This is a genomic window from Pseudomonas sp. Irchel s3f10 (genome assembly GCF_900187515.1).
Classification (GTDB): Bacteria; Pseudomonadota; Gammaproteobacteria; order Pseudomonadales; family Pseudomonadaceae; genus Aquipseudomonas; species Aquipseudomonas tensinigenes.
This window is the reverse complement of record NZ_FYDZ01000003.1, coordinates 96,833-111,300: the sequence shown is the minus strand read 5'-3', so window position 1 is coordinate 111,300 and position 14,468 is coordinate 96,833. Positions and strand designations below refer to the sequence as shown.

Annotated in this window: 15 protein-coding genes; 9 read left to right on the top strand and 6 right to left on the bottom strand. The window is 59.4% G+C overall.

What is annotated here, in order from left to right:
* Positions 1-50: 50 nt before the first annotated feature.
* Entirely contained in the window at positions 51-290 is a 240-nt protein-coding gene (locus CKW17_RS09665; protein ID WP_095119686.1) for a PilZ domain-containing protein, read from the top strand.
* 1 nt (position 291) lies between these two features.
* Here CKW17_RS09665 and CKW17_RS09660 read toward each other — a convergent pair whose 3' ends face one another.
* From CKW17_RS09660 to def, 5 genes are all read right to left on the bottom strand, one after another.
* Positions 292-606, bottom strand: a complete 315-nt coding sequence (locus tag CKW17_RS09660; RefSeq protein ID WP_095119685.1) for a tetratricopeptide repeat protein — start codon at positions 604-606, stop codon at positions 292-294.
* 150 nt (positions 607-756) lie between these two features.
* Positions 757-2,133 carry a Trk system potassium transporter TrkA gene (gene trkA / locus CKW17_RS09655; RefSeq protein WP_095119684.1) on the bottom strand — a complete coding sequence of 459 codons (1,377 nt, stop codon included), beginning with the start codon at positions 2,131-2,133 and terminating at the stop codon, positions 757-759.
* Between the two features lie 22 nt (positions 2,134-2,155).
* Positions 2,156-3,466: a 16S rRNA (cytosine(967)-C(5))-methyltransferase RsmB gene (gene rsmB / locus CKW17_RS09650; RefSeq protein ID WP_095119683.1), complete on the bottom strand. Its 1,311-nt coding sequence runs from the start codon at positions 3,464-3,466 to the stop codon at positions 2,156-2,158.
* A complete protein-coding gene (gene fmt, locus CKW17_RS09645) occupies positions 3,463-4,422 on the bottom strand; it encodes a methionyl-tRNA formyltransferase (protein WP_095119682.1) in 960 nt (319 codons plus the stop codon). Before fmt ends, rsmB begins: the two co-directional genes overlap by 4 nt.
* A gap of 58 nt (positions 4,423-4,480) precedes the next feature.
* The gene (gene def / locus CKW17_RS09640; protein ID WP_038359594.1) at positions 4,481-4,987 is read right to left on the bottom strand and encodes a peptide deformylase; all 507 of its coding nucleotides are present in this window, start codon (positions 4,985-4,987) and stop codon (positions 4,481-4,483) included.
* A 160-nt stretch (positions 4,988-5,147) separates the two neighbouring features.
* Between def and CKW17_RS09635 the strand changes: the two genes are divergently transcribed.
* The 8 genes from CKW17_RS09635 (at position 5,148) to CKW17_RS09600 (ending at position 13,334) form a co-directional block, all read left to right on the top strand.
* Positions 5,148-6,173, top strand: coding sequence for a LysM peptidoglycan-binding domain-containing protein (locus CKW17_RS09635; protein WP_095119681.1), 1,026 nt, complete (start codon positions 5,148-5,150; stop codon positions 6,171-6,173).
* Between the two features lie 80 nt (positions 6,174-6,253).
* Positions 6,254-7,354, top strand: coding sequence for a DNA-processing protein DprA (gene dprA / locus CKW17_RS09630; protein WP_095119680.1), 1,101 nt, complete (start codon positions 6,254-6,256; stop codon positions 7,352-7,354).
* A gap of 55 nt (positions 7,355-7,409) precedes the next feature.
* The gene (locus CKW17_RS09625) at positions 7,410-7,967 is read left to right on the top strand and encodes an L-threonylcarbamoyladenylate synthase (protein WP_095119679.1); all 558 of its coding nucleotides are present in this window, start codon (positions 7,410-7,412) and stop codon (positions 7,965-7,967) included.
* Between the two features lie 272 nt (positions 7,968-8,239).
* Complete coding sequence (locus tag CKW17_RS09620; RefSeq protein WP_095119678.1) at positions 8,240-8,908, top strand: hypothetical protein; 669 nt, start codon at positions 8,240-8,242, stop codon at positions 8,906-8,908.
* On the top strand, positions 8,886-9,620 hold the full coding sequence (locus CKW17_RS09615) for an iron-containing redox enzyme family protein (RefSeq protein WP_095119677.1): 735 nt from the start codon (positions 8,886-8,888) through the stop codon (positions 9,618-9,620). The genes CKW17_RS09620 and CKW17_RS09615 overlap by 23 nt, the downstream gene beginning before the upstream one ends.
* Positions 9,621-9,662: 42 nt before the next feature.
* On the top strand, positions 9,663-10,757 hold the full coding sequence (locus tag CKW17_RS09610) for a DUF3419 family protein (protein WP_256586218.1): 1,095 nt from the start codon (positions 9,663-9,665) through the stop codon (positions 10,755-10,757).
* Positions 10,754-12,022 carry an aminotransferase class I/II-fold pyridoxal phosphate-dependent enzyme gene (locus tag CKW17_RS09605; RefSeq protein WP_095119675.1) on the top strand — a complete coding sequence of 423 codons (1,269 nt, stop codon included), beginning with the start codon at positions 10,754-10,756 and terminating at the stop codon, positions 12,020-12,022. The genes CKW17_RS09610 and CKW17_RS09605 overlap by 4 nt, the downstream gene beginning before the upstream one ends.
* Complete coding sequence (locus CKW17_RS09600) at positions 12,012-13,334, top strand: phenylacetate--CoA ligase family protein (protein ID WP_256586217.1); 1,323 nt, start codon at positions 12,012-12,014, stop codon at positions 13,332-13,334. Before CKW17_RS09605 ends, CKW17_RS09600 begins: the two co-directional genes overlap by 11 nt.
* 34 nt (positions 13,335-13,368) lie before the next feature.
* Here CKW17_RS09600 and CKW17_RS09595 read toward each other — a convergent pair whose 3' ends face one another.
* Entirely contained in the window at positions 13,369-14,346 is a 978-nt protein-coding gene (locus tag CKW17_RS09595) for an NADPH:quinone reductase (protein ID WP_095119674.1), read from the bottom strand.
* Between the last annotated feature and the right edge of the window lie 122 nt (positions 14,347-14,468).

Below are 14,468 nucleotides of genomic sequence, written 5' to 3'. Positions count from 1 at the left end.
AACCCCACTGGTGAGGTTATCCACAACCGTTCATCAAAGGGCGCAAGAAGATGTCCGAACAACGCAAATCCTTCCGCATCAAGATCACCCACGACAGCTTCGGCGAATGCCTCGGACAGACGCGCAACCTGTCGCCTACCGGGGTGTTTGTGCAGCATCCGGTTTTGGCTTCTTTGCCCAAAGGTGCAGTGGTTTACGGCCAGGTGCAGGGGTTACCCACAGGCGCGCCACGGGTGCGCATGGAAGTGGTGACAGTGAATGCCGAAGGCATCGGTCTTCGTTACCTTTGATTCACTGCGCCTGACGATCCAGTTTCTTTAGAAACACCGTCATTTCCTTTTCGGCCTGCTTGTCGCCATGGGCCCGGGCCGCTTCCAGACCTTGTTCCCACGCTTGCCGCGCGGCGACGTGATCGCCCAGCGCCAGATGCGCCTTGCCCAATAGTTTCCATGCCGCCGAATACTTCGGATCAAAACCGACACAGCGCTGGAAATGCTCGGCAGCCTTGGCGTTTTCGCCCAGATCCAGATAACCCTTGCCCAGGCCGAAGCGCAGCAGAGAGTTATCCACACCCTTGGCGAGCATTTTTTCCAGGGATTCGAGCATGGGAGATTCCTTGAATGAGGTGTGTCAGGGATGAGTCTTGCTATGGGATACCGCTATCGCGAGCAGGCTCACTCCTACAGGGGAACGCATTCCAAATGTAGGAGTGAGCCTGCTCGCGATGACGCCAGTCTGATCCCCCGATAATCCGGATCAGAAGAAGCTCAACCCCACATGAAACAGCTTCTCCACATCGCGAATATGCTTTTTATCCACAAGGAACAGAATCACGTGGTCGCCCGCTTCGATCACCGTGTCATCGTGGGCGATGATCACTTGTTCATTGCGGATCACCGCACCAATCGTGGTGCCGGGCGGCAGGCCGATCTTCTCGATTGGTTTGCCGATCACCTTGCTCGACTTCGCATCACCGTGGGCAATCGCCTCGATGGCTTCCGCCGCACCGCGACGCAATGAATGCACGCTGACGATATCGCCACGGCGCACGTGGGCCAGCAGCGTGCCGATGGTCGCCAGTTGCGGGCTGATGGCGATGTCGATGTCGCCGCCCTGGATCAGATCAACATAGGCCGGGTTGTTGATGATCGTCATGACCTTCTTCGCCCCCAGCCGTTTGGCCAGCAACGACGACATGATGTTGGCTTCGTCATCGTTGGTCAGCGCGAGAAAAATGTCGGCGTCGGCGATGTTCTCTTCCAGCAGCAGATCACGGTCAGAGGCGCTGCCCTGCAGCACCACGGTGCTGTCGAGGGTGTCGGAGAGATAACGGCAGCGCGCCGGACTCATCTCGATGATCTTCACCTGATAGCGGCTTTCGATGGCTTCCGCCAGACGCTCGCCGATCTGCCCGCCGCCAGCAATGACGATGCGTTTGTAGGTTTCATCGAGACGGCGCATTTCGCTCATCACCGCGCGAATATTCTCACGGGCAGCGATGAAGAAAACTTCGTCATCGGCCTCGATCACCGTGTCGCCCTGGGGCAGGATTGGCCGGTCGCGGCGGAAAATCGCTGCCACGCGGGTCTCGACATTCGGCATGTGCTCACGCAACTGGCGCAGTTGCTGACCCACCAGCGGACCGCCGTAATAGGCGCGCACCGCCACCAGTTGCGCCGCGCCTTCAGCGAAGTCGATCACCTGCAAGGCGCCCGGATGCTGGATCAGGCGCTTGATGTAGTTGGTCACCACTTGCTCGGGGCTGATCAGCACGTCGACCGGAATCGCTTCGTTCTGGAACAACTGTTCTTCGCGATGGAGGTAAGACGCTTCGCGTACCCGGGCGATTTTGGTCGGGGTATGGAACAGGGTGTGGGCCACCTGGCAGGCGACCATGTTGGTCTCGTCGCTGTTGGTCACCGCCACCAGCATGTCGGCGTCGTCGGCGCCGGCCTGACGCAGCACCGACGGCAGCGAGCCACGGCCCTGCACGGTACGAATATCGAGGCGATCGCCGAGGTCGCGCAGGCGCTCGCCGTCGGTGTCGACCACCGTAATGTCATTGGCCTCGCTGGCCAAATGCTCGGCCAGCGAACCGCCGACCTGTCCCGCACCGAGGATGATGATTTTCATCCAGTCACTCCGTTGAATCCGTTTAGCCGCGCGCGGCAGCGATCTTGATCAGCTTGGCGTAGTAGAACCCGTCATGGCCGCCCTGCTGGGCCAGCAATTGGCGACCATGGGGCTGTTTGATTCCGGCCGTGGTGGCCAGATCCAGTTCACGGGCGCCCGGCGTACGCTCGAGGAATGCGGCGATGACTTCGGTGTTCTCGGTCGGCAGCGTCGAGCAGGTGGCGTAGAGCAGGATGCCGCCGACTTCGAGAGTTTTCCACATGGCGTCGAGCAGCTCGCCTTGCAATTGCGCGAGGGCAACGATGTCGTCCGGTTGACGCGTCAGCTTGATGTCTGGATGGCGGCGAATCACGCCAGTGGCCGAGCATGGCGCGTCAAGCAGGATGCGCTGGAATGGCTTGCCGTCCCACCATTTCTCGGTGTCGCGACCGTCGGCGGCGATCAGTTCGGCATTCAGACCAAGGCGTTCTAGGTTTTCCTTAACGCGCACCAGACGCTTGGCTTCCAGATCCACCGCGACTACGCCGGCCAGTGCCGGTTCGGCTTCGAGGATGTGGCAGGTCTTGCCGCCGGGGGCGCAGCAAGCGTCGAGCACGCGTTGGCCCGGCGCCAGATCGAGCAAGTCGGCGGCCAGTTGCGCCGCTTCGTCCTGCACGCTGATCCAGCCTTCGGCGAACCCCGGCAGGCTGCGCACATCGGCAGCGGCTTCAAGGATGATGCCGTCGCGGCTGTACACACATGGCGTTGCGGCAATTCCAGCCTCAGTCAGCAGAGCGAGATAGGCGTCGCGGCTGTGATGACGGCGATTGACCCGCAGGATCATCGGCGGATGCGCATTGTTCGCCTCGCAAATCGCTTCCCACTGTTCCGGCCAGAAAGCTTTCAGGGATTTTTGCAGCCAGCGCGGGTGAGCGGTGCGCACCACCGGATCACGTTCCAGTTCGGCGAAAATCGTTTCGCTTTCGCGCTGGGCATTGCGCAACACGGCGTTGAGCAGGCCTTTGGCCCACGGCTTTTTCAGCTTCTCGGCGCAACCGACGGTTTCGCCGATGGCGGCGTGGGCCGGCACGCGGGTGTAGAGCAATTGGTAGAGACCGACCAGCAGCAACGCTTCGACATCGGCGTCGGCAGCTTTGAACGGTTTCTGCAGCAGTTTCTCGGCCAATGCCGAAAGACGTGGCTGCCAGCGCGCGGTGCCGAAGGCCAGATCCTGAGTGAAACCGCGATCGCGATCCTCGACCTTGTCCAGTTGCGTCGGCAGTGAGCTGTTCAACGAGGCTTTGCCGCTGAGCACGGCGGCGAGTGCCTTGGCGGCGGCCAGACGCGGGTTCATTGCGCGTCCACCGCCGCGCCGAGCACGGTACCGACGGCAAATTTCTCACGGCGGCTGTTGAACAGGTCGCTGAAATTCAACGCCTTGCCGCCGGGCAATTGCAGGCGGGTCAGACACAGCGCCTGTTCACCGCACGCGACGATCAGGCCGTCCTTGCTGGCGCTGAGGATTTCACCCGGCGCGCCGCTCCCTTCGGCAATGGTCGCCGCCAGGACTTTCAGCGCTTCACCGCTGAGGGTGCTGTGGGTGATCGGCCATGGATTGAAGGCGCGCACAAGGCGTTCCAGCTCAACCGCCGGACGGCTCCAGTCGATGCGTGCTTCGTCTTTGTTGAGTTTGTGCGCGTAGGTGGCGAGTTCGTCGTTCTGTATTTCGCCCTCCAGCGTGCCTGCGGCCAGACCAGCAATCGCTTGCACCACGGCCGGCGGACCCATCTCGGCGAGACGGTCGTGCAGTGTGCCACCAGTGTCTTCAGCGCTGATCGGGGTGACGACCTTGAGCAGCATCGGCCCGGTGTCGAGGCCAGCCTCCATGCGCATCACGGTGACGCCGCTTTCCGCATCACCGTGTTCCACGGCGCGCTGGATCGGCGCCGCACCGCGCCAGCGTGGCAGCAACGAGGCATGGCTGTTGATGCAGCCCAAGCGCGGAATATCCAGCACCACTTGCGGCAGGATCAGGCCGTAGGCGACCACCACCAGCAAGTCCGGTTTCAGCGCGGCCAGTTCAGCCTGGGCATCGGCGTTGCGCAAAGTCGGCGGTTGCAACACCTGGATATTATTTTCCAGGGCGAGCTGTTTGACCGGGCTCGGCATCAGTTTCTGCCCGCGACCGGCCGGACGATCCGGTTGGGTGTAGACCGCAACGATCTCGTAAGGGCTGTTCAGCAGGGCCTTGAGGTGTTCGGCGGCGAATTCCGGGGTGCCGGCAAAAACGATGCGCAGTGGCTCAGTCATGAAGGGCGTCTCTTGAAAAGAAAAAGGCTTGCCGCAGCAAGCCTTTGAAGGAGGGGCATCAAGCGTTCTGGCGGTGCTGCTTTTCCAGTTTCTTCTTGATCCGGTCGCGTTTGAGCGTGGACAGGTAATCGACGAACAATTTGCCGTTGAGGTGGTCGCATTCGTGCTGGATGCACACCGCGAGCAGGCCTTCGGCGATCAGTTCATAGGGCTTGCCGTCGCGGTCCAGCGCCTTGATCTTGACCTTTTGCGGGCGATCGACGTTTTCGTAGAAACCCGGTACCGACAGGCAGCCTTCCTGGTATTGGTCCATTTCTTCGGTCAGCGATTCGAACTCGGGGTTGATGAACACCCGCGGTTCGGTGCGGTCTTCGGAAAGGTCCATCACGACGATACGTTTGTGCACGTTGACCTGGGTCGCGGCAAGGCCGATGCCCGGCGCTTCATACATTGTTTCAAACATGTCATCGACCAACTGACGCACTTCGTCGTCCACTACAGCCACAGGCTTGGCGATAGTGCGCAGACGCGGGTCCGGGAATTCGAGGATGTTTAAAATGGCCATAGGCTTTGATTGCTGCACACGTTGAGTAAAGTCGGGCGATGGCCTGGCAGGTCCGAAGATGCAGGCTACCGTTGTGAAGCGTAGCTTGTGCATTTTGCACAAGCGAGCCACGGGGGCTCTGACGGTTCACGCGAATGCACATGATAAAGGGATTCACTGCATGAGGAAAACACTACTCGCCCTGCTGCTGTTGGCTTCGGCCGGCGTGGCACAAGGGCAAGTGCAACTCAGGGATGGTTTTCCACAGCAATACACGGTGGTTTCGGGGGATACGCTCTGGGACATTTCCGGCAAATACCTGCGCGAGCCCTGGCAGTGGCCACAACTGTGGCGGGCCAATCCGCAAATCGAAAACCCCAACCTGATCTATCCCGGCGACACGCTGACCCTCAGTTATGTCGATGGCCAGCCACGTCTGACCCTCAATCGCGGCGAGTCGCGCGGCACCATCAAGCTCTCGCCACGGATCCGCACCAGCCCGGTGGCCGAGGCAATTCCGAGCATTCCACTGAAATCGATCAACAGCTTTCTGCTGAGCAACCGCATCGTCGACAAGGCCGAAGATTTCGACAAGGCGCCGTACATCGTCGCCGGCGATGCTGAACGCGTGCTCAGCGGCACCGGTGACCGAATTTTCGCTCGCGGCCATTTTGATCCGGAGCAGCCGGCCTATGGGATCTTCCGTCAGGGCAAGGTCTACACCGATCCGCAGACCAAGGAGTTTCTCGGGATCAACGCCGATGACATTGGCGGCGGTGAAATCGTCGCCACCGAAGGCGACGTCGCCACGCTCGCCCTGCAACGCACCACGCAGGAAGTGCGCCTCGGCGACCGTCTGTTCAGTGGCGAAGAGCGTTCGATCAATTCGACCTTCATGCCCAGTGCGCCAACGACCAACATCAACGGCGTGATCATCGATGTGCCGCGCGGCGTCACCCAGATTGGCGTGATGGACGTGGTCACCCTGAATAAGGGCAAGCGCGACGGTCTGGCCGAAGGCAACGTGCTGGTGGTGATGAAAACCGGCGAAACCGTGCGTGACCGCATCACCGGCCAGCCACTGAAGATTCCCGATGAACGCGCCGGGTTGCTGATGGTGTTCCGCACTTACGACAAACTCAGTTACGGCCTCGTCCTTAACGCTTCACGCTCGCTGGCGGTGCTCGACAAGGTGCGAAATCCGTAAGCTTGCTTCACAAGTTACTAACAGAGTTATCCACAGCTTGTTCCGAATGGTTCGGGGCTTATAACGATCAAGGATGATCCATCATGTTGCCAGTCTGTACGCCAGTTTCCCCGGCGGAACTGGAAGCGCGTCTGCGCCTGCACCGCTTGCCGGATGTCGGCCCGAAACGCTTTGCCAAATTGCTCGAAGCCTTTGGCTCGGCGTCCAAAGCCATCAGCGCGCCGGCCAGCGCCTGGCGTTCGCTGGGGTTGCCGGCAACGTGCGCCGAAGCGCGGCGCTGTCCCGAGGTTCGCGACGGCGCCAGCCATGCAATGCGCTGGCTAGAGCGCCCGGAGCATCATTTGCTGATGTGGGACCAAGCGAATTACCCGGCGTTGCTGGCGCAGATTCCCGATCCGCCACCACTATTGTTCGTTGCCGGTGATCCGTTGATTCTGGAAAAACCGCAACTGGCGATGGTCGGCAGTCGCCGCGCCTCGCGTCCGGGGATGGACACGGCGGCGGCGTTTTCCCGCAGCCTCGCCGGGGCCGGTTTTGTCATCGTCAGCGGTCTGGCATTGGGCATCGATGCCGCTGCGCATCAAGCGGCGCTGGATGTCGGCGGGCTGACTGTCGGTGTGCTTGGCACGGGACTGGAAAATTTTTATCCACAGCGCAACCGCCGCTTGGCTGACGCGATGATTGCGTCCGGCAGCGCGGTGCTTTCCGAGTTCCCGCTGGACGCCGGGCCAACGGCGAGCAACTTCCCGCGGCGTAACCGCATCATCAGCGGTTTGTCACTTGGCGTCCTGGTGGTCGAGGCGAGTGTCGCCAGTGGTTCACTGATCACCGCGCGGTTGGCGGCAGAACAGGGGCGCGAGGTTTATGCCATTCCCGGTTCGATTCATCATCCCGGTGCGCGCGGTTGCCATCAGTTGATCCGCGACGGCGCGGTGCTGGTGGAAACCATTGAACATATCCTCGAAGCCCTGCGCGGTTGGCAGCATTTACCATTATCTACAGACACGGCGACAGTCGATCACCCATTGCTCTCCCTGCTCCACGCCGCGCCGCACACTAGCGAAGCGCTGGCCGGCAGCAGTGGCTGGGCGTTGCCCAAAGTGTTGGCGGCGCTCACCGAACTGGAAATGGACGGCCGTGCGGTCTGCGAAAACGGCCGCTGGTTGGCCAGGACACGCTAGGTTTTACAAAGAAGATCGGTAAACTGCGCGAAACCTGATTGCGGAGAGTTTTTTCATGGTCAACAGTTGGCGTGTGCAACAAGCCGCACGAGAGATTCGCGCCGGGGCGGTGATTGCCTATCCAACCGAAGCCGTCTGGGGGCTGGGTTGCGACCCGTGGAACGAAGAAGCAGTGGATCGTCTGTTGGCGATCAAGAATCGTTCGGTGGACAAGGGCCTGATTCTGGTCGCCGACAACATTCGCCAGTTTGACTTCCTGTTCGAAGACTTCCCGCAAGAGTGGATCGACCGCATGGCCAGCACCTGGCCGGGACCGAACACCTGGCTGGTGCCGCATCAGAATCTGTTGCCGGAATGGGTTACCGGGGTGCACGACACCGTGGCGTTGCGGGTCAGCGATCATCCGCAGGTGCGCGATCTGTGCTCGATGGTCGGACCGCTGATTTCAACGTCGGCCAATCCGCAGGGGCGCCCGGCGGCTCGCACGCGTTTGCGGGTTGAGCAATATTTCCGTGGGCAGGTGGATCTTGTGCTGGGCGGCAGTCTTGGCGGACGGAAAAACCCCAGTGTCATCCGCGATCTTGCCTCCGGTAGGATCATCCGTCCCGACTGACCCGATATCTTCCTGATTGGCTTGCGAACTCCTCGACTGTGTTGGCGAGGAGTTTTTCGCCTGCGTGAGATTTGTCCTTTGACTTGTTGTGGAACTTAAACAGTCTGTTGTTTATATGGGCTCTTCGTGTGTCAGATAAATCTATAAGTTAAAATTTTCAGTAACTTTTCCCACGTCATTATCAGAAGTCGCGCAGTGGCGATATTTCTAAAAGCATCCATTATTTCAATGCGCTCAGAAAACTTCGATAAGTTAACGTCTGCGGAGAAGGAATGGATACTACGAACTTACAGCTCAAGGATTATCTGCAGGGGCTTCAAGAGAAATTAATCAGGCAGCACTCTGAATATCGTATCGCTACTCTTGATGCGGGATCAGATGCCCGCGAGTTTGAAAGATTCATCGGGCGGCAGTTTCGTCTGCGATTAAAGCATTACATGCTGACGTCCAGAGCCCGGGCACTTGAAGCAAAGCTGGCGATTTCATCGCGCAGTACGCATTTTCTGCTGTACCAGCGCGAGCAACTGACGGCAGTTTTGCGAGTGACCCCTTCGCCGTTCGAATGGGCTTCATTGACACACCAGTACGTCTCGCCGACCGTGGCGCTGGCGCGGCATGTCGAGTTCAGTCGTCTGATCACACATTCGCAACAACACCGGCCCGTGCCGATCAATGCACTGCTTGCCGCCGCCACTGAATGGGCGATCGATCGCGGATACCAAGGCGTTACCGCCTTGTGCAGATCGCCACAACGGCGGCTGTTCCAGCGTTTTGGCCTGACCCCGATCACCTCTGACTCGCTTCATATCGAACATCGCGCTCGCGGCGATTACTGGCTGCTGTCTGCGCAATGGCGGCAAATCCTCACAGCGCTTCAACAACCCTTTCCCATGAACGCCAACTACCCGGAGAGTCGCGATGAATGCATCCATCAGTTTTGAACAACAGTTGATTCTGCTCGATCAGCGAATCGAAAAGACATGGGCCGATATTCTGGATAATTCCCGGCTGGTCAAGGCCATCCGCGAGGGCAGTGTCTCCAAAGCGTTATATGCGATCTATATGATCGAGACGTTTCATTACACCGCGCACAATGCGCGGAATCAGGGGCTGGTCGGTGTAAGGCATGCCGATAACCCTGTTTATGCAAAGTTCTGTTTTGAACATGCTGCGCAAGAAGTCGGTCATGAAAAAATGGCTTTGCATGATGTCATGAGCCTGGGATTGAAAAATGAAACCTTTGATATACCGTCGGCACTTGCAGAAACTGAAGTACTGATCGCTTACTTGTACTGGATTTCTTTCACCGGTAATCCGTTACAACGACTGGGATACAGCTACTGGGCGGAAAACGCCTATCACTTCATCACGCCACTGATAAACCAGCTGAGTGAAACACTGGCGCTGAAACCTGCACAACTTACGTTTTTCATCGCTCATTCAGATATCGATGTCGAGCACTTCAACGAAATCAAAATCATCCTGCAGCGTACCTGCAAGCGCCAGGCTGACTGGGATGCCATCGCCAGCGTGATGGAAACCAGTCTGCGCCTGACCGGCAATATGCTTGAGGCCGTTTATAAGCAATACGAAGCCTGGCAAAGCGGCGATGCGCCCCGCTACGAATTCCTCCATGCCCTGGATAACTCATGACGTCTTCACATGCATTTTCAAAATGGGCAGGGGGAGGTCGAGATGGCTGATTACTTCGAGCGGTTGAACTACTCGCTCGGGGATGAAGACACGGCGCTCGAGTACGCGCTTCTTCCTCAGCATGCCAGGCATGTGGTGGGCGTTGCCGGTTGTGGTGGTCGGCTTCTGCCATTGCTGGCCCGCAGTCCGGCCCGCATGACCTGCGTTGATATCAGTGCGCCGCAACTGGCTTTTACCCGCTTGCGTTTCGCCCTGCTGGAGCAGACCGATCACGAGTCATTCATGGACTTCATGGGTTTCCTGTCGGGGGCCTCTGCGAAACGGCGCCAGTCCATTTTTCGCCATCTGGACCTGCCTCCGCCGGATCGCCGCTGGCTGGCGGATTTGTTTCATTCTCGTCACTGGGGGGCACCGGTGTACATGGGGGCTTTCGAGCAGACTTTGCAGCGGCTGGCAAAGATCAACGGACTGTTCACCGGCAAAGCGGGCCGGGCGATTTTCCAGTGCTGCGACCTCGGTGAGCAATCGGCTTATTACCAACGACACTTCCCCCAAAAGCGCTGGAAGGCCGTGATTGCATTGTTGGGTAATGCAGCGGTGCTCAATTCGCTGCTGTACCGGGGGGCATTTCCTCGCAACAACCTGGGGATCCGTTCCCGTGAGGTGTATCTGGGTATTTTCCATACCTTGTTTACCACTCAAGTGGTGCGCGACAGCTTTTTCCTGCAAATGCTGTTCTTCGGTGAACTGCGGTATCCGCAAGGCTTGCCGCTTGAGTGTGATCCGCAGATATTCCAGCGGGCTCGCAAGGCACTCCAGGGGTGCGAGTTGGCCGTGGTTCAGGGCGACATTTTCGACTGCGTTGCCGCGTGCAGGGATGTCGATTTTGCCTCGCTTTCCGACGTGCCTTCATTCCTGCCCCCGGCGATTGGCACCCGTGTCCTGCAGCGAATTCAGCCTGCCTTGGGCAAACATGCGCTGACGGTCATTCGTGGCCATTTGCATGTGGTCAGGCCCGATTGCAATGGCTTCTGCGACGTTACCGCGCAGTTTCAGGACGCAATCGCACGTGAAAAAACCCAACTCTGGCGAGTACAGGTCTACCGCCAGACCTCACCTGTGCAGGTATTTCGATGAATACACCTCATCCGACCGTCAATTGGGTCAAGAACCGCGTTCGCCAGGCCCGTGACGATCAGCAGCAATTATTCGATGCCGGCCTCAATGGCCTGAAGTTGGTAAAGCGCGAGGGCAAGGTCATCGAGTTGGGCAATGGCGAGCGGTTGACCGAGTTTCTCTCATGTTCCTATCTGGGACTTGAGAGCGATCCCCGTCTGATTCAAGGCGCAGTGCAAGCCGTCGAGTCTTTCGGTGTGCAATTCGCGGCCGCCCGCACCCGAGCGCTACTGCCGCCGATGCGTGAACTTGATGAGCAGTTGAACCGCATATTCCAGGGGCATACGGTGACCTTCAATTCTGTGGGCAGTGCCCATCTCGGTTGTTTGCCGCTATTGGGCTCCGGCGAGTTGCCGTCGTATCCCTTGCGGCGTGGGCCAGGCTGGATCGTTGACCGCGCCGCTCATGCCTCGATGCAAGTGCTGCAAGGCATTCTGTGGCAGTTCGGCCCCGTGCAGCGCTGCGATTGCAGTGATCTTCAGCAAGTCGAAGACGCTTGTTCCACCGCTGTTGCTGCCGGCAATACGCCCATTATTCTGACTGACAGCATTGGCTCGATGCGGGGGCTTTATCCCGTTAATCGATTGCTGCAACTGGCTGAGCGCTTTGAGGGTTATCTGTATGCGGATGACGCTCACGGCACTTCGATTCATGGCGCGGTCGGAGGCGGCTATGCCCTTGTTGATGCCACTGAGCCGTTGCGCGCCCGTTTGATCCTGCTGTCGTCATTGTCCAAGGCCTTCGGTGCAACCGGCGGTGCGATTACCGTGCTGACAGCGGCCGATGCCGAGATGATTCGGCGCCATGCGTCGACTTATACCTTCGGTGGGCCGCTGTCCATGGGCGGTGTCGGCGCGGCAGTCGCCTCGGCCAGGATCCATCTTTCTGCACAACTGGGCCGGTTGCAGGCATCGCTATGGCGAAATGTGGCGGTCATTGACGATCTGCTCGGGCCGGTACTGGGCAACCATCAGATTGCTTCACCGATACGTTTCGTCCGGGTCGGCGCCGAGCGTGACGCCATCAACCTGGCGTTGCACCTGCGTCGGCAAGCCATCGCGGTCACCACCGCGTTGTTTCCGGTGGTGGCAAAAGGCGAAGCGATCCTGCGGCTGGCCATCAGCGCGAATCATAGCCATGTCCAGTTGGAACATCTGGCCAGCGCCGTCAACGACGGTTTTGCTGAGTTAGGTATTCGTCAGGGAGAGCCGCGTCATGCGCGTTGACCCGATGATGCATGCCGGTTCGACGGCTGTTCTCGCTGCCGCAACAGAGGCCTTCGCGCTTAAATTGGCCCATGCGCGGTCACTGTCATGGTTCTGCGCATTGTGTCCGCAGATGCGGCACGTTCGGACCGCAGAGGATTTGCACCGGTTGCCGATCCTGGCCGTGGAGGACGCACAGGGCGGATTGCTGTTTACGCACCTCGGCGAGGCATCGCACCGTGCGGCGGGCGGTGGGCTGACCCTGACTTCGGGTGGCAGCACCGGTAACTGCAAACACATCACCCATTCCTGGGCATTCAACGACAGCATCGTGCCCTTGGGCGCGAGGGTGTTTGGTACGACCGATGACCCTCCTCGTGTCGTCATCAATTGCCTGACGCCCGGCGAAATGCAGGGCGCCTTCCAATACGCGGCGGGCATCGTCCGGCATATTGGCGCGCGCCTGCTGCCTGCAGGCGCGCTGATGGGTATTCAACGCATAGCCCGGTTGATTCACTCACAAGTGGTCGATGCATTGATCTGTACCCCTTCATTTGCGGCGGCATTATTCAATCATGCCGATGTCGATGAGGCGCAGTTGAGCAGTCTGAGATGGCTTTATTACATTGGAGAACCCTGCCACCAGCCTCTACGCGAGCAACTGGCCCGGGACTGGCCGGCCTTGAGCATACGGTCATTGGGCTATAGCTCGACGGAGACAGGGCCGATCGGCTTCCAGTGCGCGCACCTCGAACATGGTTTCTATCATCTGCATGCGGACGCCATGCTGCTGGAAGTGGTGGATCCCGTCAGCCTGCGAGCGGTGGCCGACGGTGAAACCGGCGAGTTTCTGCTGACGCCTTTGCTGCCCGATCACGCGCCGTTGCTGCGATATCGCATTGGCGACCGTGGACGAATCCTGGGCGGGCAATCAGATTGTGCCTGTGGCAGTGCTCTGCCAATACTGGAGCTGCAGGGGCGAGTCGAAACCTCGATCAAACTGGGCGGTGCGATCATCACTCAACGCCAGGTTCTTTGTATCCTCGAAGAGGCGTTGCCCGAACTGCACGCTTCGGATGTGCAGGTGCAAATTGATCGCCAGGCCAACGGTGCGCATCTGCATTTGCTCATCGATCAGGAGCGATTACCGGCCGGTGCAGAACGCGTTATCGAAGAGGCTTTACACAATGAGGCGCAGGCGAACGCATTGCTCGGATTGCCCGGTGTGCTGGGCTTGCAGGTGCGGCGTCTGGCTCGTGGTGACTTTGAAACCACCGTGGCTGGCAAAACGCCGTTCTTTGTTGAGGTGCGAGGCGCCCCGGCCAAGTCATGAAGCCTGGCCGGGGGCTTCGTCTGCAGGCTACCTGTCAGGGTTGCAGGACGGTAGAGCCGGTGGTGCGCCGCGCCGACAGTTCGGTTTGCGCCTTCGCCGCATCAGCCAGTGAATAACGCTGGCTGATGTCCACCTTCAGCTTGCCGCTGATGATCATCTCGAACAGTTCATCGGCCATTCGCTGCAGGTTCTCGGCATTGTTGGCATAAGTCGCCAACGTCGGCCGGGTCACGTAAAGCGAACCCTTGGCGGCCAGAATGCCCAGATTCACGCCGTCTATCGCACCGGAGGCATTGCCGAAACTCACGACCAGGCCGCGTGGCGAAACGCTGTCGAGTGATGTCAGCCACGTGTCCTTGCCGACACCGTCATAGACCACCGGGACTTTCTTGCCATCAGTCAACTCCAGCACGCGTTGCGCAACATTTTCGTGGCTGTAATCGATGGTCGCCCAGGCGCCATTGGCTTTGGCCAGTTCGGCTTTCTCTTTGGAACTGACGGTGCCGATCAGCTTCACGCCCAACGCCTTGGCCCACTGACAGGCCAGCGAACCGACACCACCGGCCGCCGCGTGGAACAGAATGGTTTCGCCACCCTTGAGTTCATAGGTCTGGCGCAACAGATATTGCACGGTCAGGCCTTTGAGCATGACCCCGGCAGCGGTTTCGAAACTGATTTCGTCGGGCAGGTGCACCAGATTGTCCTGGGGCAAAACGTGAAACTCGCTGTAAGCGCCCAATGGGCCGCTGCCATAGGCCACTCGATCGCCGACCTTGAACCGGGTGACGTCGCTGCCCACGGCATCGACGATGCCTGCACCCTCAGCTCCTAGGCCGGATGGCAAGGCGGGCGGCGCATACAGACCGCTGCGGTAATAGGTGTCGATGAAGTTCAGGCCGATGGCCTTGTTGGCCACGCGCACTTGATTCGGGCCGGGCGCGGCGGGTTCGTAGTCAACATATTCGAGTACTTCGGGACCGCCGTGGGCGCGGAACTGGATACGCTTTGCCATCTGCCTGCTCTCCTTGGGTCTTTTGTAAGCCCCCTATCCAACTCCCATGCTTGATCTTCGTCAACTGCGGCGCGTCGTTATGCGGTGGTATGCTACGCGCCCATTTGCGTCGCCCGTCTGCC